Origin of the sequence: Actinosynnema pretiosum (assembly GCF_002354875.1) — a bacterium.
Lineage (GTDB): Bacteria > Actinomycetota > Actinomycetes > Mycobacteriales > Pseudonocardiaceae > Actinosynnema > Actinosynnema auranticum.
Window position 1 is genome coordinate 796,047 of sequence record NZ_CP023445.1, and the last position, 25,480, is coordinate 821,526.

Genomic DNA, 25,480 nt, shown 5'->3' on the forward strand with positions numbered 1-25,480 from the left:
GGCTGGGCCCTGGCGGGGTTGCTGCCGCTCGCGTTCCTCGGGGTCTTCTTCGCCTGGCCCGTCGCCGCCATCGTCGGCCTCGGGCTGCGCGAGGGCGGCGTGCTCGCCGCGCTCGCCGACACCACCGCGCTCGACCTGGTCGCCTTCACCCTCGGCCAGGCCGCCGCCGCCACCGCGCTCGCGCTGCTCGCCGGGATGCCCGTCGCGTTCCTGCTCGCCCGCGCGCGGGTCGCGGGCGCCGGTGTGGTGCGGGCCGCGGTGATGGTGCCGTTCGTGCTGCCCACCGTCGTCGTCGGCCTGGCGTTCCGCGCGCTCTGGCCGGACGGCGGCGTGCTGCCGATCGTGCTCGCCAATGCCTTCTTCAACGTCGCCGTCGTCGCCCGCACCGTCGGCGGCCTGTGGGCGCGGCTCGACCGGCGCGCCGAGGACGCCGCCCGCGCGCTCGGCGCGTCCCGGCTGCGCGCGTTCACCTCCGTCGTGCTGCCCGCGCTGGCGCCCGCCGTCGGCTCGGCCGCGTCCGTGGTGTTCCTGTTCTGCGCCACCAGCTTCGGCGTCGTCCTGGTGCTCGGCGGGGCCCGCCACCGCACCCTGGAGACCGAGATCTACCTGCGCACCGTCGAGCTGTTCGACCTGCCCGGCGCCGCCGCGCTGTCGCTGGTCCAGTTCGCCGCCGTCGTCGCCGTGCTGGTGCTGGGCGCGCTGGCCCGCCGCCGCCGCGAGGCCGGGCTCGCCCTGCGCGCCGAACCGCCCCGCAGGCCGCAGGGCGGCGAGTGGGGCGTGGTGGCCGCCGCGTGGCTGGTCGTGCTGGTGCTGCTCGTGCCGGTGGTGGCGCTGCTGGCCCGCTCGGTGTCCACCCGCGACGGCTGGAGCCTCGACGGCTACCGCGCCCTCGCGGGCACCGGCGAGCGCGGCACCCTCTCCGTCACCGGCGTGGACGCGGCGCTGAACTCCCTGCGCGCGGCCACCGACGCCACCCTGCTCGCGCTGCTCGTCGGCGTCCTGTCGGCGGTCGTGCTGGTCGGCCTGCGCCGCTCCGGCTCGTGGCTGGCCGAAGCGCTCGACACCGCGCTCATGCTGCCGCTCGGCGTGTCCGCCGTGACCGTCGGCTTCGGCTACCTGATCACCATGGACGCCCTGCCCGGCGACCTGCGCACCTCGCCCGCGCTGGTGCCGCTGGCCCAGGCGCTCGTGGTGACGCCGCTGGTGGTGCGCATGGTGCTGCCGGTGCTGCGCGCGGTCGACGAGCGGCTGCGGCAGGCCGCCGCCTCGCTCGGCGCGAGCCCGTGGCGGGTGTGGCGCGAGGTCGACCTGCCGCTGGCGGCCCGCTCGCTCGTGGCCGCCGCCGGGTTCGGGTACGTGGTGGCGCTCGGCGAGTTCGGGGCGACCAGCTTCCTGGCCAGGCCCGACGCGCCGACCCTGCCGGTGGTGATCGCCCGGCTGATGTCGCGGCCCGGCGAGCTCAACAGCCAGATGGCCTACGCGGCGTGCGCGCTGCTCATGGTGGTGACCGCGGTGACCGTGCTGCTCGTCGAGCGGCTCAGGGCGCCCGGCAGCGGGGAGTTCTGATGTCGTTGCGGCTCAACGGGGTCGGCGTGCGCTACGGCGACGTCGAGGCGGTGTCCGGGGTGGACCTGGAGGTGGCGGGCGGCGAGGTCGTCGCGCTGCTCGGGCCGTCCGGGTGCGGCAAGTCCACGCTGCTGCGCGCGGTGGCCGGCCTGGAGCGGGTCAGCGCGGGCGCGGTCACCTGGGACGGGGCCGACCTGGCGGGCACGCCCGTGCACCGCAGGGGGTTCGGGCTGGTGTTCCAGGACGGGCAGCTGTTCCCGCACCGGGACGTCGCCGGGAACGTCGCGTTCGGCCTGCGGATGCGCGGGGCCGCGCGCGGCGAGCGGGACGAGCGGGTCGCGGAGCTGCTGGAGCTGGTCGGGCTCGGCGGCTACCAGCGGCGGCGGGTCACCGAGCTGTCCGGCGGCGAGCAGCAGCGCGTGGCGCTGGCCCGCGCCCTCGCCCCCGACCCGAGGCTGCTGCTGCTGGACGAGCCGCTGTCCGCGCTGGACCGGTCGCTGCGCGAGCAGTTGGCGCTCGACCTGGCGCGGTTGCTGCGGGAGACCGGCGCGACGGCGCTCGTGGTCACGCACGACCACGACGAGGCGTTCACCCTGGCCGACCGGGTCGCGGTCATGCGCGCCGGGAGGCTGCGGCAGACCGGGCCGCCCGCGCAGGTGTGGCGGGAACCGGTGGACGTGGAGACGGCGCGGTTCCTCGGCTGCGGGGTGGTGCTCGCACCGGAGGCGGCGGAGCGGCTGGTCGGGGTGCGCGCGCGGGTCGGGCTGCGGGAGGCGGCGCTGCGGGTGGTCCCGGACGGCGCGCTGGACGCTGTCGTGCTCGGGCGCGTGCACCGGAGGGACCACGTGCGCCTGCTGGTGCGGATCGGGGACGACGAGTTCGACGCGGTCGGCCCGGTGGTCGGGACCTGGGAGCCGGGGGACCGGGTGCGGCTGGCGGTCGACCAGGACGGGGTCGCGGTCATCGGCTCCGCGACGGGCTGATCCGGGGGCGGGCCCGCGTCGGGCCCGCCGTTCCCCCGCGGCTCGCTAGTGGTCCTTGGTGACCAGGCGCATCGCGGCCAGCGACAGCCCGATCAGGATGTAGCACCCGGCCAGCGCGGTGCTCTCCCACAGCTGCCCGGTCGGCAGCGGGTCGCGGATCACGTCGGCCAGGCCGGTCCAGCTGTACGACAGCAGGTACGGGTGCAGCCAGGACAGCGAGTCGAACACCATCAGCAGCCCGAACACGATCAGCCCGGCCAGCGTCGTCGCCATCACGACCAGCGGGTGCTCGGTCGTCGTCGACACCGCCAGCGCGACCGCCGCCACCGCCCACACCTGCACCGACACCAGCAGCACCACCAGCGCGATGCGCCCCAGCGCCGGGCCGAGCGGCAGCGACGAGCCGGACAGCGTCAGCATCCCCTGACCGCCGAACAGCACCGCCCCGACGACCGCGCCCACCACGGCGATCACGGTGACCGACAGCAGCGACATCACCGCGACCCCGAACGCCTTGATCCCCAGCAGCCGCAGCCGACCCACCGGGGACAGCAGCAGCCCGCGCAGCGTGCCGTGCTGCGCCTCGCCCGCGATGCCGTCCGCCGCCCAGATCGCGCCGACCAGCGGCAGCAGCACGGGCAGCGTCATCAGCAGCACGAACACCGGCAGCACCAGGCCGTTGCCGGAGATGATCGCGGCGATGCCCGCGCCCGCCGGGCCGGGGCCGTCGGCGGCGAACCACAGGCCGACGCCCGCGACGACCGGGATCAGCGCGAGCGCGCCGAGCCCGAACAGCGTGCGGGGGCGGCGGATGATCCAGCGCAGCTCGGACAGCAGCTGCCTGCCGAGCGGTGCGCTGGTGCGGGCCGCGGCGCGGCCCGGAACGGCGGGGGTCGCCTGGGCAACCGTCATCGCGGGGTCTCCTCGGGTTCTTCGTGGTCGGGGCCGCCGCCCTCGTCGGCGCGGTCCCGCGCGTTCATCGCGGCCACCCGCTCGGCCCGCGACCGGGTCTTCGCCCGCGCGCTGGGCGGGGGCTTGGCGGGGGTGGGGGTGGCGCTGGTGGGGGCGGTGGTGCCTGCGGGGTCGGTGCTGGTGGGCGTGGCGCCTGAGTGCGTGGCGCCTGAGTGCTTGGCGTCCGCGCGCCCGGTGCTCGCGTGCTTGGCGCTGGAGCGCTCGGTCTGGTCCGGCTCCTGGGCCGGGGGTTCCGGGCGGTCCGCGCGGGACGGCCGGGGTTCGGCGGCCTGGTCGGTCTCGGACGGGAGGCGCAGCACCGGCTGCGGTCCGGTCGCCGGGGGTTCGGGGACGAGCGCGAGGTGGCGCTGCGGGCGGTGCTTGGCCCGCTTGCCGCGACCGGGCTCGCGGTCGTGGGTGGAGCCTGCCCCGGTGGTCGGCGCGCCCGCGTCGGCCCCGGTGTCGGGGGTCGGGGCGGCGTCGGAGAGGGCCGAGGGGGTGAGCGCGATGCCGCCCGGCTCGGCCTGCGGGGTGGTCTGGGCGCTGGGCTCGGCGCTGGACCCGGCGGCGGGGCCCGAGGCCCGCTGCTCGCCGATCCGCTGCTCGTCGCCGCGCGTGGTGGTGGGGCGCTCCTCGACCGGGTCCTGCTCGGCGCGACGTCGGCGCAGGCCGATGCGCGACCCGAGCGACTCGGACGACCGGGCCGCCTCGTCGGCGGAGGCGCCCTCGGACCGCTTGCCCCGCTTCCCGGAACCGTGCCCGCTCGCACCCTTGCGCCGCACCGGCAACGGCTTCTCCGGCGCACCGCCGACCGGCGCGGGAGCGCTGCCGGGTGCGACGGGCGGGTAGTAGCCGCTCGCGGACGGGGACACCGGCGGGTAGTAACCGCTGGCCGAGGTGGTGACGGGCGCGTAGTAGCCGCTGGCGGACGGCGTGACGGGCGGGTAGTGGCCGCTGGCGGAGGTGGTGGCGGGTGAGTGGAAGCCGCTCGCCGAGGGACCGGCCTGCGGGGCCTGGCCGGTGGCGGGGGTGGCGACCGGTGGGGTGTGGCCGGTGGCGGGCGGGGTCTGGCCGGCGGCAGGAACGGCGCCCGGAGGGGTCTTGCCGCCTGCGAGGACGGCGCCCGGCGGGGTCTTCCGGCTCGCGGGGGTGGCGATCAGCGGGGTGTGGCTGCCTGCGGGGCGGGGGACGGGCGGGGTGCTGCCGTTCGGGCTCGGCGCGACCGGTGGGTAGAAGCCGCTGGCCGAGGTGGTGACGGGCAGGTAGTAGCCGCTCGCGGACGGCGGGTTGCCCGCCGGGGCCGGGCCGACCGGCTGGTGGAAACCGGTGCCGGGGGGAGTGGTGGGCCGGTTGCCGCCTGCGGGGGCGACGGGCCGGTGGAAGCCGCTCGCCTGCGGCGCGGGCGGCGCGGCGGCGGGTGGCACGGCGGCGGGTGGCACAGGGGCGGTGGGGGGCGCGGACGGGGCCATGGGCGCGCGGGACACGCGCCTCGCGGCCGGTGCGGCGGGCGCCAGCGGCGCGGACGTGCTGATGACCTGGGTCGTCGCGGGGGAAGCGGGTTCGGGGGCAGGTGCCGCGGGCGTCGCGGCGGGCGCGTCGGCTGCCTGCGTCGCGACTGCGGCCGACACCACGGCGGCCGACACCACGGCCGAGGGCACGACGGTGGACGGCGTCGCGGTCGGCAGGCTCCCCGCGCCCGAGGCGGTGACGGGCGGGTAGTAGCCGCTGGCGGTCGTGGTCACGGGCTGGTGGAAACCGGTGCCGGGACGGGAAGCCTGGCGGCTGGGCGACTGCTCGCGCGCTCCGGGGGCGGGCGCGGACTGGGCAGCGGGCCTGGCGGGCGCGCCGGGCTTGGTGGGCGCCGTCGGCTTCAGGCGCGCGGAGGAGTTGGGGGGCGACACGGGCTTGCCGTGCGCGGGAGCGCCGTGCGCGGGAGTGCCAGGCGCGGGAGCGCCGGGCGGGATGGTGCCGTGCTCGGGCTTGCCGGGCGCAGCGGCGCCGGGCACCGGCGTGGTGGACGTGGGCTTGCCGGGCGCGGGCTTGCCGGGCGGGAGGGTGGTGGGCACGACCTGCGTGACGGACGCGTCCGGCTCGGCGGGCACCGTGGGCAGCACCTGGGTGACCGAGGCGTCCAGCTCCGGGGGAGCGGTCAGCGCCGAGGGGGTGCCGAGGGCGGAGCTCAGCGCGGGGGGCGTCTCCGGGGCGAACCGCGTGCCGGGGGCGCTCGACGGCGTGGTCGCGCCCGGTCCGGCCTGCGCGTCGTCGGTCACGGCGGTCAGCCGGGTGGTCTCGTCCAGGCCGACCGGCGTCGGGTTCGGCAGCACCCGGTGGCCCGCGGCGAGGCGCTTCGCGCGCTTGCCCCTGACGGGCTTCTCGCCGCTGCGGCCGATCGCCTCCAGCTGCGCGGTCTCGGCCTCGCCCGCGGGCTTCGCGTGCCGCGACGGGGCGGCGTCGAAGCGCTGCGGCCAGCCCGCGCCGATCCTGGCGCGCTGCTCCGGCGTCGACAGGCTCGGTCCCGCCGGGTGCTCCCCCTTGGCCCACTCGGGGACCGCGCCGATCAGCTCCGGGTCGACCGGCTGCGCGGCGCCCAGGTCCGCCCCGGACAGGTCCGCGCCGGACAACTCCGCGCCGGACAACTCCGCCCCGTCCGACCCGGTCCGGACCGCGCTGGAGGCGTCCTCGGGCGCGCCCGGCTCCGCCGCGCCGCGCTTGCGCAGGACCTCCAGGATGCTCCGCACCGCGGCGTCCGAACCGGAACCCGCGGGCCCCGGACCGTCCCAGCGCGACGCGTCCCACCCGGACCCGCCCGACCCGGACTGCCCCGACCCCGACTGCCCAGGCCCGGACTGCCCCAGCGCGGATTCCCCCGTCCCGGACTCCCAGGGCGCGCCCCCGTCGGAAGCGGAACCCCCAGCCGCCGCAACGCTCCCAGCGCCACCCGACCCGACCCCGCCACCCTCCCCACCCCGCTCGTGCTCGTGCTCGTCCCTCGAATGGCGCGGCGCCCCCGTCACCGGGCGCGACGCGCCCTCGGGGTGCGCGGGCGCCGGGTGCGCCGCGGGCTCGTGCTCGGTCCGGGAGTGCCTCGGACCGCCGTCTGCCTGCGCGTGCTCGGACTCCGGCCTGGAGTGCCTCGGTCCTGGCGTGCGCACCGTCATCGGGACCCCTCTTCTATCGTGTCGACCGCCGACATGTGCTCGGCGTCGCCCGCCTCGGTCAGCCGGGCGAACAGGTCTTCCAGCCCCGTGCGCTGCCTGAGCGCCTCGTGCACCGGAACACCAGCCTGCACCAGTGTGCGCAAAACCTCCGGCGCTGTCGTGGAGATCAATTCCACTCGCACCCCGCCGGTCCACTGCCGGGCCGATATCCGCGCAGCTCGCAGGGCGTTCAGCGCCTCGTCAACGTCAGGGGTCGACACCAGCAGCGCGTTGCTCTCCGACTGGAGCAGGTCGGCCAGCTCGCCCTGCGCCACGACGGTCCCCCGGTGCAGCACGGCGGCGTGCGTGCAGGTCGCCTCGATCTCGCTCAGCAGGTGCGAGGACACCACGACGGTGCTGCCCGACGCGTGCAGGTCCGCGATCACCTTCCGCACCTCGCGGGTGCCCGCCGGGTCGAGCCCGTTCGTGGGCTCGTCGAGCACGACCAGCTTGCGCGGCACCAGCAGCGCGCCCGCAAGGCCGAGGCGCTGCTTCATGCCCAGCGAGTACCCCCGGTACCGGCGGTGCGCGGCGCCCGCGAGCCCGACCCGCTCCAGCGCGTCCTCCACGGCCCGCCGGATCGCCCGCGTCTCCAGCAGCGGCTCGAACGCCGCCGCCCGCACCAGGTTCTCCCGCCCGGACAGGAACGGGTGGAACCCCGGCCCCTCCACGAGCGCGCCCACGTGCGGCAGGGCGCGGGCCGCGCCGTCCGGCATGTCCTCGCCGAGCAGCTCCACCTCGCCCTCGGTCGGCCGCACCAGGCCGAGCAGCATCCGGATGGTGGTGGTCTTGCCCGACCCGTTCGGCCCGAGCACCCCCAGCACCGCGCCCTCGGGCACCTCCAGGTCCACCCGGTCCACCGCGACCGTGCGCCCGTACACCTTGCGCAGCCCCCGCGTCCTGGCGGCGAGGACCGGGGTGGAGCCGGCGCCGCGCGCCGACCCCACCCGCTCGCCCGCCGGAGCGGAGACGTCCGAACCGGTCACTTCACCTGGCCGATCGCCTCGACGAGCACCTGCTCGGGCACCGCGCCCAGCGCGACCCGGCCGTCGTCGGCGATCAGCGCCGACCCGACCCTGGTGCTGATCAGCGTGCCGCTGCCCCAGTCGCCGCTGACCTTCTTGCCCAGCTGCGACAGCAGCTTCTGCGGGTCCAGGCCCTGACCGCGCCTGCCCTGGTCCGCCGAGCCCTCGGAACCGGACCCGGTCGAGTCCTCGGAACCGCGGGCCCACGGCGGACGGCTGTCCGACCGGCCCTCGACCCCGTCGACCCGCTTGCCGAACCGGCCGTCGCGGGCCTGGCCCAGCTGCCCCAGCACGTCCGGGGAGGCCTTGGCCACCAGCACGGCGTCCCAGCCCTCGCCGACCGTCTTCAGGCCCGACTCCTGGGCGAGCTTCTCGGCCTGCTCGGAGTCCGGGCCGCGCTTCGCGCCCTCGTCCTTCGCCTTCCCCTCCACGACCTCCGCGTTGGCGGGCGGCGTGAACGAGAACAGCGAGGCGTCCTGCGCACCGGCCTCGAAGTCGGTGAACCCGATCTGCGCGGCGGGCTCGGCGGTGCCGTTGGTCAGCACCGACACCCGCAGCGGCACGCGCAGCTCCGAGTCCACCGCGACCCGCACCTCGCGCAGCACGGTCCGCTCGTCCGGCTTCGGCGCGAGCACCAGCTCGTACGCGGACCGGTTCGCCACCCGCGCCGTGCCGTCGACGGACACGTCGCTGTACTGCTGGACGGCGGTCACGACCTCGCGGGCCGCGCTCACCGGGTCCGCCACCTTCCGCTCGGCGGGCCGCTCGTCCGCCGAGTGCTTGACGACCTTCTGGTCGGCGGAGTTCCACATCCACAGCGTGGAGCCGTCGTTGACGAGGGTCCGCTCCGAGTTGCCGCTGGGCAGCTGGACCCTGGTGCGGCCCTGCCCGTCGGTCCACATGCGCGCCTTGCTCTCGCCGTCCGACAGCTGCGGCGCGCCCGCCAGCACCGGGATGCCCAGGTTGTTGTCCACCTGGATCGAGCCGCCGAACGCCGCGGGCTTCGCGGTCAGCACGGACTCGACGAGCTCCTGGGCCCCGACCTCGGGCAGGACCGGCGCCGGACCCGCGCCCGCGGGCATGGCCAGCACGCCGAGGCCGACGACGCCCGCCGCCACCCCCGCCGCCGCGACCGCCACGGTCGTCCTTCTCCGGTTCATGTCCCCTCCTCGTGACGTCGGCGGACGGGGTTGCCCACCGACAGCGCCCACGATGCTCCGGTGACGCTGAGACCGTGCTGAGACCCTGAGAGGCCGCTGAGAGCCCGCCGGGGTTCGCGTGCCGATTGTCCCCCGCGCGGGCCATGCTGTGCCGGTGAGGCCACGGGTGCTGGTAGTCGACGACGAGGTGGGCGTTCGCCGCGCCCTTGAGCGCGGGCTGGCCGCCGAGGGCATGGAGGTGGTCAGCGCCGCCGACGGCGACACGGCGCTGCGCGCGGCCCTGACCGGGGCGTTCGACGTGGTCCTGCTGGACATCATGCTGCCGGGGCTGTCCGGGTACCGGGTGCTCCAGCGGATGCGCGCCGAGGGGGTGCGCACGCCGGTGCTGATGGTGTCGGCCAAGGACGGCGAGGTCGACCAGGCCGACGGGCTCGACCTGGGCGCGGACGGGTACCTGGTCAAGCCGTTCTCGTTCGTGGTGCTGGTCGCGCAGGTCAGGGCGCTGCTGCGGCGCGGGTCCGCCGAGCTGGCCAGGCGCAGGCTGCGGCTGGGCGAGCTGGTCGTGGACCGGGCGGTGCGCGAGGTCAGCTGGGCGGGCACGCCGGTGCCGCTGTCGCCGCGCGAGTACGCGGTGCTGGACGTGCTGGCCGGGCGCGCCGGGTCCGTCGTCACCAAGGACGAGCTGCTGCGCACCGTGTGGGGCGACGAGCAGGCCGCCACCCGCAACGCGGTCGAGGTGTACGTCGGGTACCTGCGGCGCAAGCTGGAGGCGGTCGGCGCGGGCGAGGTCGTGCGCACCGTGCGCGGACACGGCTACCTGGCGTCCGCGGGCGACCTGGACGCCTCGCTCGGTCCGGCGGTCAAGCGCAGGTGAACCCCGACCTGTGGTGGTGGGAGCGGTGGTGGCTGCGGCGCACCCTCAGGTTCCGGATCACCGTCGTCGCCACCGGGGCCGCGCTGCTGTGCCTGCTGGCGTTCACCCTGTTCGCGCCGCTGCTCATCGGGCGCGTCCAGGTCGGCGCGGTCGACCGGGAGCTGGAGCGGGCGGGCGTGACCAGGCTGCTCGACGTCGCGGGCGCGCCCGTGGACGGCGGGCCGCCGCTCGACCTGACCTCCGCCGACGTCCGGCAGCTGCGCGCGGGCGAGTCCGTGCTGCGGCTGGACGGCGACAGCGCGCACCGCTGGGTCGGGCGGGTCGAGTTCACCGACGACGGCACGCCCCGGCTGCGGGTGACCGGGGACGTGCTGGTCGGGTACGCCGAGGCCAACCGGCTCGGCACCCGCTGGCTGGCGCTCGCCGCGGTCGCCGTCGCGCTGCTGGTGGGGGTGGCGACCTGGCTGGCGGTGCGCACGTCGCTGCGGCCGGTCGAGCGGATGCGGGTCGCGGCCGGGGAGCTGCCGCACGGGCGGCGGCTGCCGCTGCCCGACGCGCGCGACGAGCTGCGGGAGCTGGCGGTCGCCCTGAACGCGCTGCTGGCCAGGCGGGACGAGGCCAGCGACCGGCTGCGGCGGTTCACCGGCGACGCCGCGCACGAGCTGCGCTCGCCGGTGACGTCGGTGCGGGCGCAGGCCGAGGTGGCGGTCGCGCACCCGGACCCGGACTTCTCGCTGGAGGTCCTGGAGTCGGTGGTGGAGGAGTCGCAGCGGATGTCCGCGCTGGTGGACGCCCTGCTGATCCTGGCGCGCGCGGACTCCGGCGAGCTGCCGAGACCGGAACCGGTCGACCTGGTGCTCCAGGCGCAGGCCGCGGTCGACCGGCTGGGGGAGGTGGAGCCGGTCGTGCTGGTGACCGCGCCGATGGGCGCGTGCCTGGTGTGGGCGGCCGGGCCGGAGGTGGAGCTGGTGCTGGACAACCTGCTGCGCAACGCGGTCCGGTACGCGCAGAACCAGATCCGGGTGTCGGTGCTGCCCGCCGGGCGCGAGGTGCGGGTGGTCGTGGACGACGACGGGCACGGGATTCCCGAGGAGCACCGGGGGCGGGTGTTCGAGCGGTTCTACCGGGTGGAGAGCGACCGGGGGCGGGCCAGCGGCGGGTTCGGGCTGGGGTTGGCGCTGGTGGCGCACCTGGTGCTGGCGCGGCGGGGGGCGGTGCGGGCGGCGGAGTCGCCGGAGGGCGGGGCGCGGGTGGAGGTGCGGTGGCCGGTGTACCGGTGAGGACGCCGCGGGCGCGGCGGGCGCGGCGGGCGCGGTGGCCCGGCCGCCGGTGAGGCCGGTGGTCGGGGGAGTCCGCTAGGTTCTGCGGCCGTGCCGGAGATCCTGGGGACGACGCTGGTGGACGCGGGCGTGCCCGCCGTGGCGGGGGCGCTGCTGGACACCGCGCCGCTGGTGGAGGCGGCCCGCGCGGCGGGCGTCGAGCTGCGCGCGGGGAAGCTGCTGGTCGAGGGCGGCCGGGTCACCGGCACGCGCGGGCCGGTCCTGCTCAAGCTCACCGCGACCAGGGCCGACCTGACCGGTGTCACCCTGTCGGGGCGGGGCTTGGCGCTGACCACGGACCTGGTGCGCACCGGCGGCGGCACGCTGGTCGTGGACCGGGTCGAGTGGACCGCGCCCGGTGGGCCGCTGGCGCGGGTGTTCGACGTCGTGCTCGGGCGGGCGCTGGCGCTGCGGCTGCTCCGGGCCCGCTCGGAGCGCCTGGTCCGGCGGGTCGGGGAGCTGGCCGGGGCGAGGGTGGTGGTCGGGGCGGCGATCACGCGCGGGGGCCGCCTCCTGGTGCAGCAGCGGGCGTTCCCGGCGGACGCCGAGGGCCGCTGGGAGCTGCCCGGCGGCCGGGTCGACCCCGGCGAGGACGACCGCGCCGCGCTGGCCCGCGAGTGCCGCGAGGAGCTGGGCGCGGACGTCGCGGTCGGCGACCCCGTCGGCCCGGACGTGCCGCTGAAGCCGGACCTGCTCCTGCGCGTGCACACCGCCGAGCTCGCCCCCGGCAGCCCCGAGCCGACCGCGGTCGAGCACCGCGCCCTGCGCTGGATCGCCCCGACCGACCTGGACGCCCTCGACTGGCTCCCCGCCGACCGGGCCCTGATCCCGGCCCTGCGCGCCCTGCTGACCTGACCGGCGCGCCCGCCCCCCGCGGCGACGGCGGTCCCCGCCCCGCGCGACCACCCCCCGGCGGTCGCGCGGGGCGGGGACCGCGCTCTTCAGCCCAGCCCGGACATCCGCGACCCGGACGTGCCCAACCCGGACATCCGCAGCGCCGCGTCCAGCCGGTGCCGCGAGCGCTCCCGCGCCCGCTCCGCGCCCTCCGCGCGCACCCGGTCCAGCTCCGCCACGTCCTCCAGCAGCGCCAGCGCCCGCTCGCGCACCCCGCGCAGCTCCTCCACCACCGCCTCAGCCGCGGTCTCCTTCAGCTCCGCGTACGACGAGATCCCCGCCGCCAGCTCCTGGACGTCCTCCCCGGTGCACGCCGCCGTGATCTCCAGCAGGTTCGACACCCCCGGCTGCCCCTCCGGGTCGTGCCTGACGACACCCACCCGGTCCGTCACCGCCCGCCGGATCTTGCGCCGCACCAGGTCCGGCGGGTCGAGGACGAAGACCGTCCCGGCCGCGTCCACCGCCGACTTCGCCATCTTCCGGCTCGGGTCGGCCAGGTCCCTGACCCGCGCCGCCGTCCTCGGCACGACCGCGCTGGGCACCACGAACACCTCGCCGTACGTGCCGTTGAACCGCCGCGCGAGCACCCGCGCCAGCTCCACGTGCTGCGCCTGGTCCTCGCCCACCGGCACCTCGTCGGCCCCCTGCAGCAGGATGTCCGCCGCCATCAGCACCGGGTACGTCAGCAGGCTCAGCCGCACCGAGTCGCGGCCGGTCGACTTCTCCTTGAACTGGATCATCCGCGCCGCCTCGCCGTAGCTGCACGCGCACTCCAGCACCCAGGTCAGCGCCCCCAGCTCGCGCACCAGGTCGGACTGCACGAACACGCTGGCCGGGTCGACGCCCGCCGCCACCGCGACCGCCAGCTGCTCCGCGGTCAGCGACCGGAGCCTGGACGGGTTGTGCGGGGTGGTCATGGCGTGCAGGTCGCTGATGAAGCACAGGTCGTCGGCGGTCCCCTCGCGCGCCCAGCGCCGCACGGCGCCGAGGTGGTTGCCGAGCTGCACGTGGCCCGACGGGGTGATCGCGGAAAGCCTGGTCACTGGTTCCTCCGGAAACGGGCCCGCCCGAGCGGAACCCCCCCGAAGAACACGAAGGCCGCCCCGGCGGGCGGCCTGTGGTCACTGAACGCGCACAGTTAAGCGGGCCACCGCGAGGTGGTCCACCAGAAGTGGTAAAGAGCGCGCATAGCGGGGATCATAACGTGTTTTACCCGTGGGGAACAGGTCTACATTTCGGGGCATGTACATCGTGCTGCTGCGGTACACCAAACCGCTGGACGTAGTCGACTGCTCCCTCCCCGAACACGGCGAGTGGCTGGCCAGGCAGTACCAGGCCGGGCACTTCCTCGCCTCCGGCAGGCAGGTCCCGCGCGACGGCGACGTCATACTCGCCCGCCCCATGCGCCGGGGGCAGCTGGACGCCCTGCTGGCCACCGACCCCCTCGCCATCCGGCACCTGGTCCGCCACGAGGTGGTGGAGTTCCAGGCCACGCGCACGGCCCCTGAGCTGCTCAGGGTCAACGAAGCCACCCTGACCACCTGATCGCGTGACCGTCGTCCTCCACCGCCCGGTGGAGGGGACACCGGGCGGTGCGACGCCGGCTGCGACCGCGGCCCACGCCGCCGGACGACGACGCCCCGCGCGCGACACCCGCGCGCGCCGACCCGAGCGACGTCCCGCACGACCCCCGCCCCGCCAGCGCGACCGGAGCGGAAAAAGCAGAGCGAAATTCGCTTTCTCCCCGTTCTTTCCCGAGGACACCCCGATCGGCCGAATGCGCGACCGACCGCCGTGCCCCGATTCCGCGCGACCCGATTCCGCGCGGCCCGGCCCGCGCCCGGTTCCCGCGACTCAGGCCCCGCCCTCCTCCGCCGCCTTGCGCGCGGCTTTCTCCTTCGCCTTCCGGAACACCACCACCGGGCACCGCTTGCACCTCGGCGTGGACCGGCAGCACTTGGACTTGACCTTCTTCTCGCCCTTCTTGCCGTCCTTCTTCTTGCCCTTCGCTCCCACGTGGTCATCTCCTCCTGTCGGGCGTCCCACCCCAGGGTGAGGCTGACCTCACCGCTGGCGCTGTGTGGTAGGGGTGTGGTGGCGCGGTAAGCTGTAGGACGGCTGCGCGCGTGAAAACCTGTCCGGCGCCCGGCCTCCCAGCGACTGAAGCTCTAGGAGTTCCGCGTGCCCACGGCCACTGCGTCGATCAAGGAAACGCTGGTCCGCAACGACCTGCGCAACGTGGCGATCGTCGCGCACGTTGACCACGGCAAGACCACCCTGGTCGACGCCATGCTCCGCCAGTCAGGCGCCTTCTCCGAGCGCGCCGAGCTCGTCGACCGGGTCATGGACTCGGGCGAGCTGGAGCGCGAGAAGGGCATCACGATCCTCGCCAAGAACACGGCTGTGCGCAGGCACACGCCGGACGGCGACATCGTCATCAACGTCATCGACACCCCCGGCCACGCCGACTTCGGCGGTGAGGTCGAGCGCGGCCTCTCCATGGTCGACGGCGTCGTGCTGCTCGTCGACGCCTCCGAGGGCCCGCTGCCGCAGACGCGCTTCGTGCTGCGCAAGACCCTCGCCGCCGGTCTCCCGGTCATCCTGGTGGTGAACAAGGTCGACCGCCCCGACGCCCGGATCTCCGAGGTCGTCGAGGAGGCCCACGACCTGCTGCTCGACCTGGCCACCGAGGTCGGCGCCGACGACTCCGTGCTCGACCTGCCGGTCGTCTACGCCTCGGCCCGCGCCGGTCGCGCCTCGCTGAACCAGCCCGAGGACGGCGGCCTGCCGGACGAGGAGAACCTGGACAGCCTGTTCAAGGTCCTCTTCGACTACATCCCGGCCCCGACCGGCGACGCCGACGCGCCGCTGCGCGCGCTGGTGACCAACCTGGACGCCTCGACCTTCCTCGGCCGCATCGCGATGTGCCGCGTCGCCGCCGGTCGGATGCGCAAGGGCGAGACCGTGTCCTGGTGCCGCGAGGACGGCTCGGTCCAGAAGGTGCGCATCACCGAGCTGCTGATCACCGAGGCGCTGGAGCGCGTCCCCGCCGAGGAGGCCCGCGCGGGCGACCTGGTGGCGATCGCGGGCATCCCGGACATCACCATCGGCGACACCCTGGCCGACGTCGACAACCCGGAGCCGCTGCCCCGGATCACCGTCGACGAGCCCGCCATCTCGATGACCATCGGCGTCAACACCTCGCCGCTGGCCGGTCGCAACGGCGGCACCAAGCTCACCGCGCGCGTCCTCAAGGCCCGCCTGGACTCCGAGCTGGTCGGCAACGTGTCCGTCCGCGTGCTGCCCACCGAGCGCCCCGACACCTGGGAGGTGCAGGGCCGCGGCGAGCTGGCGCTGGCCATCCTGGTCGAGCAGATGCGTCGCGAGGGCTTCGAGCTCACCGTGGGCAAGCCGCAGGTGGTCACCAAGCAGGTCGACGGCAAGACCCACGAGCCGTTCGAGCGCCTGACCATCGACGCCCCCGAGGAGCACCTCGGCGCCATCACCCAGCTCCTGGCGAACCGCAAGGGCCGCATGGAGACGATGGACGGCCACGGCACCGGTCGCATCAAGCTCGACTACGTCGTGCCCTCGCGCGGCCTGATCGGCTTCCGCACCGAGTTCCTCACCGAGACCCGCGGCACCGGCATCGCGAACGCCGTCGCCGAGGGCTACGGCCCGTGGGCGGGCGAGATCCGCACCCGCCACAACGGCTCGCTGGTGGCCGACCGCACCGGCTCGATCACCGCCTACGCGATGATCCAGCTCGCGGACCGCGGCACGTTCTTCGTGGAGCCCGGCGCGGACGCGTACGAGGGCATGGTCGTCGGCGAGAACCCCCGCGCCGAGGACCTGGACGTCAACGTCTGCCGCGAGAAGAAGCTGACCAACATGCGCACCTCGACCGCCGACGTCATGGAGACGCTGGCCCGGCCGAGGAAGCTGTCGCTGGAGGAGGCGCTGGAGTTCTGCGCCGCCGACGAGTGCGTCGAGGTCGCGCCGGAGGTCGTCCGGGTCCGCAAGGTCACCCTGGACGCCAACCAGCGCGGTCGCGAGCGCAACCGCGCCAAGCTGCGCGGCTGAGCGCACGAGCGCCGACCCGAGGGCCGACCGGACGACCGTCCGGTCGGCCCTCGGGCTTTCCGGGGGCGTCCCACCTGGTGGGCGCGTGCGCCGCAGGTGAGCGCCCGAGCACCCTGCGTCCCTGTTGTCCGGACCACCCCGGTCGACCGGACAACCCCTCAAGCAGGCCGCTGACCAGGCATGACATCCCCCGCGCGCGAGGTCGCCCGCGTCCGGTGGCGATGATCACCGGGGGTAGCGGTCGGTAGTCGGGGGCGGCGTGGGACCCTCAGGGCATGACCAGGCCCAGGGGTTTCCTCCGGCGCGCGGGGCTGCTCGCCGCGCTGCTGGCCCTGTCGGCGTGCTCGATCACCCCGCCGCCGCCCCTGGTCCCCACCACGCCCGGCGTCACCGTGGTGCCCAAGGAGAAGCTGAACGAGGTCGTCGTCGGCGTCGACGAGGTCAAGGGCGGCTACAACCCGCACACGCTCGCCGCGCAGTCCACGGTCACCACCGCGCTGAGCAGCCTGCTGCTCCCGTCGGCCTTCCGCTCCAACCCGGACGGCAGCCCCGCGCTCGACCGGACGCTGCTGGTCGGCGCCGAGGTCACCGGGGCCGCGCCGTACACCGTGACCTACACCCTGCGCCGGGACGCCTCCTGGTCGGACGCCGCGCCGATCGCCGCCGAGGACTTCGTCTACCTGTGGCAGCGGATGCGCTCCGAGCCCGGCGTGGTCAACCCGGCGGGCTACCGGCTGATCTCCGACATCCGCTCCCGCGAGGGCGGCAAGGTCGTCGAGGTCGTCTTCGCCGAGCCCTACCCGGCGTGGCGCGACCTGTTCCGCGACCTGCTGCCCGCCCACCTGCTCAAGGACGCCCCCGGCGGCTGGTCGGCCGCGCTGACCGAGAGCTTCCCCGCCACGGCGGGCCCGTTCGCGGTGCGCACCCTCGACCAGCCGCGCGGCGAGATCATCCTGGAGCGCAGCGACCGCTACTGGGAGCAGCCCGCCGCCCTCGACCGGGTGATCCTGCGCCGGGCGACCCAGTCCGCGACGCTCGACGCGCTGCGCAGCGGCGACGACCAGGTCGCGCTGGTCCGGGCCGACTCGATCACCACGACCAACCTGGCGAAGCTCGCCGAGACCACCCCGCTGACCACCGAGGCTGTCCCCAGGGGCGAGGTGGTCCAGGTGCTGTTCCGCCCGGCGTCCCCCAACCTGGCCGACGTGAAGGTGCGCACCGCCGTGCGCGCGCTGCTCAACCGGGACGAGCTGATCGGCGTCGGCGCCAGGGGGGGACCGGGCGCCGCGCTGCGCGCCGACTCGCTCGTGGTGCCGCCGTCCAGGCCCGGCTACCGGGCGACCGCCCCCCAGGGCGGGGTCGACGCCACCGCGCTGCTGACCGAGGCCGGGCTGACCCGCCCCGACGGCGGGAGGTGGGGCCGCGACGGGCGTCCGCTGGAGCTGGTGATCGCCGCGCCCGGCGGCGTCGAGCCGTACGCGACGATCGCCAACCAGGTGCAACGCCAGCTGTCATTGTCCGGAATCGAGTCGGAGGTCCTGACAACGCCACCGGACGAGTTGTTCGGCGAACTGCTGGCCGACCCCGGCGGCACCGGCGGACAAGGTGATCGAACTGTTGACATCGCCGTTGTCCCGCTTGTCGGCTCCGGTGATTCCGGCACAGTTCTGGCGTCAGCTTTCGGCTGCCCCGAACCGGACAACACCGGATCTTCGACAACGTTTCCGGGGAATCCCGCCGGTTTCTGCGACCCGGCCGTTCAGAAGATCGTGGACGAGGCCCTGACCGGCCGCCTCCTGCTGTCCGACGCGCTCGCCCAGGTCGAGCCGCTGCTCTGGCAGCAGGCCGTCTCCCTGCCGTTGTTCCAGGTGACGGACCTGCTCGTGGTGCTCCCGCAGGCGCAGGGCGTGGCCTCCGGCGCGCCCTTCGCCGGGCCCCTTTCCGGGGCCGCCGCCTGGCGGAGGGAAGACCGTTGAAGCGCGTCACCGCACAAACCGGGGAACCCCCTGGTGCACACGTCGTCAGCCGGGCATTATTGACAGTATTCCCGTCAACCGGTTAACGAAGACCCCCGTCCGGTAACGACGGTGTAGCGCGCTGCTACCGGCGTGTCACCCTTTGGTCACGATCAAGCGCTGGGCAGTGACCATCCGTCTAACACCTTCTTATCGTTCGCACCGGTGTGTCGGTTCGGGGCGCGTTTGGCACATCAACGTTAAGGGTGTGGAGTCCGGTCAGAGGTCCGCTCCAACCCGGTGCTAGGAGGGCACGTGTCGATGAGGAGAAAGACCGTCTCGGCGTTCGCGCTGATGACCAGTGCGGCGCTCTTGCTGAGCGCCTGTGGCGGCGGCGGCGCCGGCAGCGAGGGCGAAGGCGGCCAGCAGGACTCGAACCCCGGTGCGATCGGGGGCCAGGACGAGATCTTCAAGCGTCCGGCCGTCGACGACATCGGCGAGGTCGCGATCGCCGTCGAAGAGGGCTTCAGCAACTACAACAACTTCACGGGTGCGACGAACAACTTCGCCAGCACCATGGCGTTGTCGAACGTGCAGCCCTCGCCGTACATCGTCGACCTGGTCGACGGCAAGGTCGTCATCAAGGTCGACGGCGACCTGATGGAGTCCATCAAGGTCACCTCGAACGACCCGCAGGTCATCGAGTGGAAGGTCCGCAAGGAGGCGGTCTGGTCCGACGGCCAGCCGATCGACTGCAAGGACTTCCACCTGAAGTGGCTGGCCGCGACCAGCCAGGCCAGGACGACGACCTCCGACGGCGAGTCCGCCTCGATCTTCGACGCCACCCCCACCGGCTACGAGGACATCTCGAAGCTCGAGTGCTCGGACGGCAACAAGACGATCACCACGACCTTCAGCAAGCCGTACGCCGACTACCGGGGCCTGTTCTCGCAGCCCGGCAGCGACGGTCTGCTCCCGGCCCACGTGCTGGAGCAGAAGACCGGCATCGAGGACATCACCAAGATCACCCCGGCGCAGAACGACGAGACGGTCAAGAAGGCCGCCGAGTTCTTCACCAAGGGCTGGAACGGCTGGAACGCCGACGTCGCCCTCTCCGGTGGCCCGTACACCATCACCTCGGCCGACCTGAGCGACCAGACGGTCCTCGAGCGCAACCCGAAGTGGTGGGGCAACAAGGGCGGCCCGTCCAAGGTCATCCTGAAGACGAACCGCGACGCCCAGTCCGCGGCGCAGCAGCTGCAGAACAAGGAAGTCCAGGCGATCGCGCCGCAGGCCGACAACGCCGTGGCGCAGCAGCTCCGGGGCAACGACGCCTACACGGTCTTCGCCAGCGGTGGCCAGACCTACGAGCACATCGACCTGAACATGGCCAACCCCCTGTTCGCCCAGAACAAGGAGCTCCGCGAGGCGTTCGCGATCTGCACCCCGCGGACCGAGATCGTCGAGAAGCTCGTCCAGGACGTGCAGCCGGGCGCCAAGCCCCTGGGCAGCCTGACCTTCATGCCCAACGAGGTCGGCTACGAGGACCACTACTCCGACCTGGCCGACGGTGACGCCGAGGCCGCCAAGAAGGTCATGGAGGCCGGTGGCTGGACCCTGGGTGGCGACAACGTCTACACCAAGGGCGAGTTCCGCGCGTCCTTCAAGCTGAGCCACAAGACCGTGACCCGTCGCGCGCAGACCGTGCGCCTGGTCCAGGCGTCCTGCGCCAAGGCGGGCATCGAGGTCATCGCCGACGAGGCCGCCGACTTCAACGACAAGCGCCTCCCGGCCTCCGAGTTCGAGGCCGCCCTGTTCGCGTGGGTCGGCGCCCCGCTGAAGGCGGGCGCGTTCGGCAACTACGCCCAGAAGGCCAAGGGCGGTTCGGCGAACTACAACAACTACGACTCGGCCGCCGTCACCGACACGTGGGCGAAGGCGAACAGCGAGCTCGACTACGAGAAGCGCATCACGCTGATGAACGACGTCGACAAGACCATGCGCGCCGACCTGGCGAGCATCCCGCTGTTCCAGCACACCGACTTCACGGCCTCGTCCTCGGACTACAGCCCGGTGAGCTACATCGGTGTCGCGGGTGGCATCACGTGGAACCTGTACGCCTGGCAGAAGAAGTAGCGCTGAGCTGCTGCTGATCTGCTGAGCCGTCAGGCTCCAGCGCACGACCCATCCGTCCGGGGGGCCGGTGCACCAGCACCGGTCCCCCGAACGCCGTCAGCATCCGGTAGGCCCCCACCACGTCCCCCGCGGGAGGGCCTAGGGAGACTAGAGACCTCGTATGCTCCGTTACGCCATCCGGCGGGTTCTGATCTCGATCCCGCTGTTGATCGTGGCTTCTTTCCTGTGCTTCGGGCTGACCACCGCCATGGGAGACCCCCTCGGCGAGTGGAAGCTCCAGAAGCCCCGCACCGAGGCGGAGATCGCCGCCGCCTACGAACTGACCGGTTACAACAAGCCCGTCGTCGAGCGCTACACCGACTGGGCGGGCGACTTCGTCACCGGTGACTGGGGCCAGACCGTCGTCCCCGGCAACGCGGGCAAGCCGGTCAAGGAGACCCTGCTCACCGCCTTCGGCGTCACCCTCCGGCTGATCCTCGCCGCCGAGCTGATCGCCCTCGCCCTCGGCGTCGCCGTCGGCGTCATCGGGGCGGTGAAGCAGTACTCGGTCTTCGACTACACGGCGACCGGCATATCGTTCGCCATGTTCTCGATGCCCCTCTTCTGCGTCGCCCTGGTGCTCAAGGCGGGCGGCATCGAGCTGAACAACTGGCTGGAGTCGCTCGGCCTGGACCGCTGGATCATCACCGCGGGCCCGCCCGGCGACGGCTTCGGCGGCAGCTTCGGCGAGCAGGTGTTCCAGTACTCCGGCGCGTACCTGCTGCCCACCATCTCGCTGGTCGTCATCCAGTTCGCGCTCTACAGCCGCTTCCAGCGCGCCTCCATGCTCGACACCCTGAACGCCGACTACGTGCGCACCGCGCAGGCCAAGGGCATCTCGCAGGCGCGCACGATCTTCCGGCACGCGTTCCGCAACGCCCTGATCCCCGTCATCACGATGTCCTCGCTGAACATCGGCGCGGGCTTCGGCGGCGCGGTCATCACCGAGACGGTGTTCGGCTGGTCGGGCATGGGCAACTACATCGTCAAGGCCATCGAGAAGATCGAGCCCTACCAGGTGCTCGGCTTCATGATGCTGACGGCCATCTTCATCGTCCTGTTCAACCTGATCGCGGACATCCTGTACGCCTTCCTTGACCCGAGGATTCGCCTTGACTGACATGGGTTCCCCGCTGGCGCAGGCGCCCGCGCCCGAGAAGGCTGAGGCGAGCCAGTTCGACAGCACCACCGCGAAGAAGCAGTGGAAGGTCATCCTCACCCGCTTCTCCCGGCACCGGGCCGCGCTGTTCGGCCTCGTGCTGTTCGTGGTCCTGGTGCTGTTCGCCTTCTTCGGCGGACTGCTGTGGCAGCACAGCTACACCGACCTGGGCTTCCGGCGGTACCTGCCGCCGAGCGCCGAGCACCCCTTCGGCACCGACAGCCTCGGCGGCGACATGGTCGCCCAGATCATCCGGGGCACCCAGTTCTCCCTGCAGATCGCGATGGTCGTGGCGCTGGTGTCCACGGTGATCGGCGTCGTGCTGGGCGCGCTGGCCGGATACCTGCGGGGCTGGGTCGACGCGCTGATCAGCCGGTTCATCGACCTGCTGCTGATCATCCCCAGCCTGGTCATCGCGGCCGTGCTGGTGCGCAGCAGCTTCGTGGCGACCATCTCCGGTGGTTCCAACTGGCTCGTCGTGGCCGTCTACCTCGGCCTCATCGGCTGGCTGTCCATCGCCCGCGTGATCCGCGGCATGGTGCTGTCGCTGCGCGAGAAGGAGTTCGTCGAGGCGGCCCGCGCCCTGGGCGCGAGCACGTGGCGGATCGTGTTCCGGCACATCCTGCCCAACACCATCGACGTGATCATCGTGAACGCGACGCTGGCGATCGCGCAGGCTGTGCTGCTGGAGGCGGCCCTGTCGTTCATCGGCCTCGGCGTGCAGAGCCCGGACACCTCGCTGGGCCTCATGATCAGCCTGAACAAGAACGAGCTGACGCTGCACCCGTGGCTGTTCTTCCTGCCGTTCGTGTTCATCGTGCTGATCTCGCTGGCGGTCAACTTCATCGGTGACGGCCTCAGGGACGCCTTCGACCCGCGGCAGAAGAGGGTTAAGGCATGAGTGAGTTGGACGACGTGATGGGCGCACCCAAGAAGGCGCAGAACGCCGCGGGCGAGAAGCTGCTGCGGGTGGAGAACCTGTCGGTGGACTTCCCGACCGAGGACGGCACCGTGCACGCAGTGCGCGACGTGTCGTTCACGCTCGGCGCGGGCGAGGTCCTCGGCATCGTCGGCGAGTCGGGCTCGGGCAAGTCGGTGTCGTCGATGGCGATCATGGGCCTGCTGCCCAAGACCGCGAAGATCGGCGGTTCGATCAAGTTCCGAGAGCAGGAACTGGTCGGCCGGTCCTACAAGGGGATGCAGCCGGTCCGCGGCAACAACATCGCCATGATCTTCCAGGACCCGATGACCTCGATGAACCCGGTCTACACGGTGGGCTGGCAGCTCGCCGAGGCGTACCGGGCGCACCACAAGGTCTCGAAGAAGGCGGCGCTGGCCAAGGCCGTCGAGGCGCTGGAGCTCGTGGGCATCCCGCAGCCCGACCGGCGCGCCCAGCAGTACCCGCACGAGTTCTCCGGCGGCATGAGGCAGCGCGTGATGATCGCGATGGCGATCATCAACGACCCGGACGTGATCATCGCGGACGAGCCGACCACCGCACTGGACGTCACCGTGCAGGCGCAGATCCTGGACACGCTGCTGCGCATCCGGGACGAGACGAACGCGGGCATCATGATCATCACCCACGACCTCGGCGTCGTGGCGGGCATGGTCGACCGCGTGCAGGTCATGTACGGCGGCACGGTCGTCGAGCAGGGCGGCGTGGACGAGGTCTTCGAGGCCCAGCGGATGCCCTACACCGTCGGCCTCATCGGCTCCATCCCGAACCCGCAGATGCTCGGCAGGCGGCTCACGCCCATCAAGGGCACGCCGCCGTCGCTGATGAACCTGCCCAAGGGCTGCCCGTTCTCGCCGCGCTGCCCGCTCGCGGTCGACCAGTGCCGGGAGACCGAGCCCCTGCTGCTGGAGACCGACCGGGCGAACCACTTCGCCCGCTGCCACCGCTCCGCCCACCTCGCGACCATCCCGAACCCCCAGCGGCTGTTCGCCACGGAGGAGATCGGCGTCGTGGAGAACCCGGCCGCACTGACCGCCGCGAATCCCGGCATCCCCGTCATCGAGGACGCCACCGCGGTCGAGGCGCGCCTGCACGAAGGGGAGAACCCGACCTCATGAGCACCTCGACCGACACCCCCGCCCGGCAGCCCGGCGCGAGCCGCACCCCGCTGCTGGAGGTCAAGGACCTGGTCAAGGCCTTCCCCGTGCGCGGCGGCGGCATCATCCCCCGCACGGTCGGGCAGGTGCAGGCCGTCTCCGGCGTCACCTTCGACCTGCACGCGGGCGAGACGCTCGGCCTGGTCGGCGAGTCCGGCTGCGGCAAGTCCACCACCGGTCGCGCCATCCTCCAGCTGCACAAGCCCACCTCGGGCTCGGTGAAGTTCGAGGGCCGCGAGCTGACCAAGCTCAAGGGCGGCCAGCTGCGCGGCGTGCGCCGGGACATGCAGATCGTGTTCCAGGACCCGTACGCGTCGCTGAACCCGCGCTGGCAGATCAACGAGCTCATCTCCGAGCCGTTCAAGATCCACGGCGTGGACGGCGGCGAGGGCCGCAGCGTGCAGCAGCGGGTCAACGAGCTCATGGAGCTGGTCGGCCTCAACCCGGAGCACCGCAACCGCTACGCCCACGAGTTCTCCGGCGGCCAGCGCCAGCGCATCGGCATCGCCCGCGCGCTCGCGCTGAACCCGAAGCTGATCGTGCTGGACGAGCCGGTGTCCGCGCTGGACGTGTCCGTGCAGGCCGGCGTGGTCAACCTGCTGGAGGAGCTCCAGGAGCGCCTCGGCCTGGCCTACCTGTTCGTGGCGCACGACCTGTCCGTGGTGCGGCACATCTCCGACCGGGTCGCCGTGATGTACCTCGGCAAGATCGTCGAGATCGGCGACCGCGAGGAGATCTACAGCAAGCCGACGCACCCGTACACGCAGGCGCTGCTGTCGGCCGTGCCGGTGCCGGACCCGAAGCTGGAGCGCAGGCGCCAGCGGATCGTGCTCACCGGCGACGTGCCGTCCCCGGTGAACCCGCCGTCGGGCTGCCGGTTCCGCACCCGGTGCTGGAAGGCGCAGGACATCTGCGCGACCGAGGAGCCGAAGCTGGAGCGCAGGGCGGGCAGCCAGACCCTGTCCGCGTGCCACTTCGCCGAGGTCAAGCCGATGATCGTCGGCTAGTCGGCGGTCCGCCGACAGGTCTTCAGCGCCCGCGCGGGGTCCTCGCCCCGCGCGGGCGCTGTCGTGCTCGGGGAGAGCACTGGCCCGCCTCCCCGGCCTGCCCCGCCGCAACCTCTACGCTGGTCGGGTGACGCTCACCGCCCCACCCCGGTTGCTGCTGGTCCACGCGCACCCCGACGACGAGAGCCTGTGGACGGGCGGCACGATCGCCCGCTGCGCGGCGGACGGCGTGCAGGTCACCGTGGTCACCTGCACCCTCGGCGAGGAGGGCGAGATCATCCCGCCCGCGCTGCGGGAACTCGCCGCCGACGCCGCCGACCAGCTCGGCGGCTACCGCGTCGCCGAGCTGCGCGCCGCGTGCGCCGCGCTCGGCGTGACCGACCACCGGTTCCTCGGCGGCCACGGCCGCTGGCGCGACTCCGGCATGGTCGGCACCGCCGCCAACGCCCACCCGCGCGCCTTCGTCGCCGGGTCGGCCCAGGAGCAGGCCGACGAGCTGCTCGCGATCATCAACGCGGTGAAGCCGCAGGTCGTGGTGACCTACGACGCGTTCGGCGGCTACGGGCACCCCGACCACATCCGGGCGCACGAGATCACCGCGGCGGCCGTCGCGGCGTCGAGCGGGGTGGAGCGGCTGTTCCACACCGTGACCTCCCGCGAGGAGACCGAGGCGGGCGCCCGCGAGCTGGCCGCGCTGGCGGACCTGCCGTTCCGGCTGCCCGAGCCCGGCGAGCTGCCCGCCGTCGACGACGCGGTCATCACGACCACGATCGACGTGTCCGAGCACCTGATGGCCAAGCTGCGGGCGCTGCGCGCGCACACCACGCAGGTGACGGTGTGGCAGGACGGGGCGGGCGGGGCCAGCTACGCGCTGTCCAACGGGATCGCCCAGCCGGTGCTGCCGAACGAGCACTACGTGCTGGCGAGCGGGCCCGCGGCGGGCGCGGAGCACGACCTGTTCGGCGGGTTGGGCGGCTGATGGCGGCCGACGACCGGACAACCGGGGGCGCGGACGTC

Annotated in this window: 20 protein-coding genes; 14 read left to right on the plus strand and 6 right to left on the minus strand. The window is 73.6% G+C overall.

Annotated features, from left to right (window positions below):
- The first annotated feature begins 18 nt into the window (after positions 1-18).
- Both CNX65_RS03690 and CNX65_RS03695 read left to right on the plus strand, forming a co-directional pair.
- A complete protein-coding gene (locus CNX65_RS03690) occupies positions 19-1,566 on the plus strand; it encodes an ABC transporter permease (RefSeq protein WP_096497595.1) in 1,548 nt (515 codons plus the stop codon).
- Complete coding sequence (locus CNX65_RS03695; protein WP_096491506.1) at positions 1,566-2,549, plus strand: ABC transporter ATP-binding protein; 984 nt, start codon at positions 1,566-1,568, stop codon at positions 2,547-2,549. Before CNX65_RS03690 ends, CNX65_RS03695 begins: the two co-directional genes overlap by 1 nt.
- A gap of 45 nt (positions 2,550-2,594) precedes the next feature.
- Here CNX65_RS03695 and CNX65_RS03700 read toward each other — a convergent pair whose 3' ends face one another.
- From CNX65_RS03700 to CNX65_RS03715, 4 genes are all read right to left on the minus strand, one after another.
- On the minus strand, positions 2,595-3,461 hold the full coding sequence (locus CNX65_RS03700) for an ABC transporter permease subunit (protein WP_096491507.1): 867 nt from the start codon (positions 3,459-3,461) through the stop codon (positions 2,595-2,597).
- On the minus strand, positions 3,458-6,238 hold the full coding sequence (locus tag CNX65_RS03705; RefSeq protein ID WP_096491508.1) for a hypothetical protein: 2,781 nt from the start codon (positions 6,236-6,238) through the stop codon (positions 3,458-3,460). Before CNX65_RS03705 ends, CNX65_RS03700 begins: the two co-directional genes overlap by 4 nt.
- A 416-nt stretch (positions 6,239-6,654) precedes the next feature.
- On the minus strand, positions 6,655-7,644 hold the full coding sequence (locus CNX65_RS03710) for an ABC transporter ATP-binding protein (RefSeq protein WP_177154511.1): 990 nt from the start codon (positions 7,642-7,644) through the stop codon (positions 6,655-6,657).
- 35 nt (positions 7,645-7,679) lie between these two features.
- Complete coding sequence (locus tag CNX65_RS03715) at positions 7,680-8,882, minus strand: LolA family protein (RefSeq protein WP_096491510.1); 1,203 nt, start codon at positions 8,880-8,882, stop codon at positions 7,680-7,682.
- Positions 8,883-9,036: 154 nt separating this feature from the next.
- Here CNX65_RS03715 and CNX65_RS03720 point away from each other — a divergent pair, with 154 nt between their 5' ends.
- From CNX65_RS03720 to CNX65_RS36670, 3 genes are all read left to right on the plus strand, one after another.
- Positions 9,037-9,756 carry a response regulator transcription factor gene (locus CNX65_RS03720; RefSeq protein ID WP_096497596.1) on the plus strand — a complete coding sequence of 240 codons (720 nt, stop codon included), beginning with the start codon at positions 9,037-9,039 and terminating at the stop codon, positions 9,754-9,756.
- Positions 9,753-11,036, plus strand: a complete 1,284-nt coding sequence (locus CNX65_RS03725; protein WP_096491511.1) for a sensor histidine kinase — start codon at positions 9,753-9,755, stop codon at positions 11,034-11,036. Before CNX65_RS03720 ends, CNX65_RS03725 begins: the two co-directional genes overlap by 4 nt.
- Positions 11,037-11,126: 90 nt before the next feature.
- The gene (locus CNX65_RS36670; RefSeq protein WP_232519689.1) at positions 11,127-11,930 is read left to right on the plus strand and encodes a (deoxy)nucleoside triphosphate pyrophosphohydrolase; all 804 of its coding nucleotides are present in this window, start codon (positions 11,127-11,129) and stop codon (positions 11,928-11,930) included.
- An 86-nt stretch (positions 11,931-12,016) separates the two neighbouring features.
- Here CNX65_RS36670 and trpS read toward each other — a convergent pair whose 3' ends face one another.
- A complete protein-coding gene (gene trpS, locus CNX65_RS03735; protein ID WP_096491512.1) occupies positions 12,017-13,012 on the minus strand; it encodes a tryptophan--tRNA ligase in 996 nt (331 codons plus the stop codon).
- A gap of 199 nt (positions 13,013-13,211) precedes the next feature.
- On the opposite strand from trpS, the gene CNX65_RS03740 reads away from it, so the two are divergent.
- On the plus strand, positions 13,212-13,514 hold the full coding sequence (locus tag CNX65_RS03740) for a YciI family protein (protein WP_096491513.1): 303 nt from the start codon (positions 13,212-13,214) through the stop codon (positions 13,512-13,514).
- A gap of 309 nt (positions 13,515-13,823) precedes the next feature.
- Here the strand turns inward: CNX65_RS03740 and CNX65_RS35960 are convergent, their stop codons facing one another.
- A complete protein-coding gene (locus tag CNX65_RS35960; RefSeq protein WP_177154495.1) occupies positions 13,824-13,985 on the minus strand; it encodes a hypothetical protein in 162 nt (53 codons plus the stop codon).
- A gap of 165 nt (positions 13,986-14,150) precedes the next feature.
- Between CNX65_RS35960 and typA the strand changes: the two genes are divergently transcribed.
- From typA to mshB, 8 genes are all read left to right on the plus strand, one after another.
- Positions 14,151-16,052: a translational GTPase TypA gene (gene typA / locus CNX65_RS03745; RefSeq protein WP_096491514.1), complete on the plus strand. Its 1,902-nt coding sequence runs from the start codon at positions 14,151-14,153 to the stop codon at positions 16,050-16,052.
- A 275-nt stretch (positions 16,053-16,327) separates the two neighbouring features.
- Entirely contained in the window at positions 16,328-18,028 is a 1,701-nt protein-coding gene (locus CNX65_RS03750; protein WP_096491515.1) for an ABC transporter family substrate-binding protein, read from the plus strand.
- 300 nt (positions 18,029-18,328) lie between these two features.
- On the plus strand, positions 18,329-20,143 hold the full coding sequence (locus CNX65_RS03755; RefSeq protein WP_096497598.1) for an ABC transporter family substrate-binding protein: 1,815 nt from the start codon (positions 18,329-18,331) through the stop codon (positions 20,141-20,143).
- Positions 20,144-20,303: 160 nt separating this feature from the next.
- Positions 20,304-21,302 carry an ABC transporter permease gene (locus CNX65_RS03760; protein WP_096491516.1) on the plus strand — a complete coding sequence of 333 codons (999 nt, stop codon included), beginning with the start codon at positions 20,304-20,306 and terminating at the stop codon, positions 21,300-21,302.
- Position 21,303: 1 nt separating this feature from the next.
- Positions 21,304-22,242: an ABC transporter permease gene (locus tag CNX65_RS03765; RefSeq protein ID WP_096491517.1), complete on the plus strand. Its 939-nt coding sequence runs from the start codon at positions 21,304-21,306 to the stop codon at positions 22,240-22,242.
- Entirely contained in the window at positions 22,239-23,417 is a 1,179-nt protein-coding gene (locus CNX65_RS03770; RefSeq protein WP_096491518.1) for an ABC transporter ATP-binding protein, read from the plus strand. Before CNX65_RS03765 ends, CNX65_RS03770 begins: the two co-directional genes overlap by 4 nt.
- Complete coding sequence (locus tag CNX65_RS03775) at positions 23,414-24,463, plus strand: ABC transporter ATP-binding protein (protein ID WP_096491519.1); 1,050 nt, start codon at positions 23,414-23,416, stop codon at positions 24,461-24,463. Before CNX65_RS03770 ends, CNX65_RS03775 begins: the two co-directional genes overlap by 4 nt.
- A gap of 127 nt (positions 24,464-24,590) precedes the next feature.
- A complete protein-coding gene (mshB, locus tag CNX65_RS03780) occupies positions 24,591-25,442 on the plus strand; it encodes an N-acetyl-1-D-myo-inositol-2-amino-2-deoxy-alpha-D-glucopyranoside deacetylase (protein ID WP_096491520.1) in 852 nt (283 codons plus the stop codon).
- Positions 25,443-25,480: the final 38 nt, after the last annotated feature.

Excerpts from the sequence above, each read along its gene's own strand:
- CNX65_RS03695 (WP_096491506.1), top strand. The coding sequence starts at position 1,566 with ATGTCGTTGCGGCTCAACGGGGTCGGCGTGCGCTACGGCGACGTCGAG.
- CNX65_RS03700 (WP_096491507.1), bottom strand. The coding sequence starts at position 3,461 with ATGACGGTTGCCCAGGCGACCCCCGCCGTTCCGGGCCGCGCCGCGGCC.
- CNX65_RS03715 (WP_096491510.1), bottom strand. The coding sequence starts at position 8,882 with ATGAACCGGAGAAGGACGACCGTGGCGGTCGCGGCGGCGGGGGTGGCG.
- CNX65_RS03740 (WP_096491513.1), top strand. The coding sequence starts at position 13,212 with ATGTACATCGTGCTGCTGCGGTACACCAAACCGCTGGACGTAGTCGAC.
- CNX65_RS03750 (WP_096491515.1), top strand. The coding sequence starts at position 16,328 with ATGACCAGGCCCAGGGGTTTCCTCCGGCGCGCGGGGCTGCTCGCCGCG.
- CNX65_RS03755 (WP_096497598.1), top strand. The coding sequence starts at position 18,329 with ATGAGGAGAAAGACCGTCTCGGCGTTCGCGCTGATGACCAGTGCGGCG.
- CNX65_RS03760 (WP_096491516.1), top strand. The coding sequence starts at position 20,304 with ATGCTCCGTTACGCCATCCGGCGGGTTCTGATCTCGATCCCGCTGTTG.
- CNX65_RS03765 (WP_096491517.1), top strand. The coding sequence starts at position 21,304 with ATGGGTTCCCCGCTGGCGCAGGCGCCCGCGCCCGAGAAGGCTGAGGCG.
- CNX65_RS03770 (WP_096491518.1), top strand. The coding sequence starts at position 22,239 with ATGAGTGAGTTGGACGACGTGATGGGCGCACCCAAGAAGGCGCAGAAC.
- CNX65_RS03775 (WP_096491519.1), top strand. The coding sequence starts at position 23,414 with ATGAGCACCTCGACCGACACCCCCGCCCGGCAGCCCGGCGCGAGCCGC.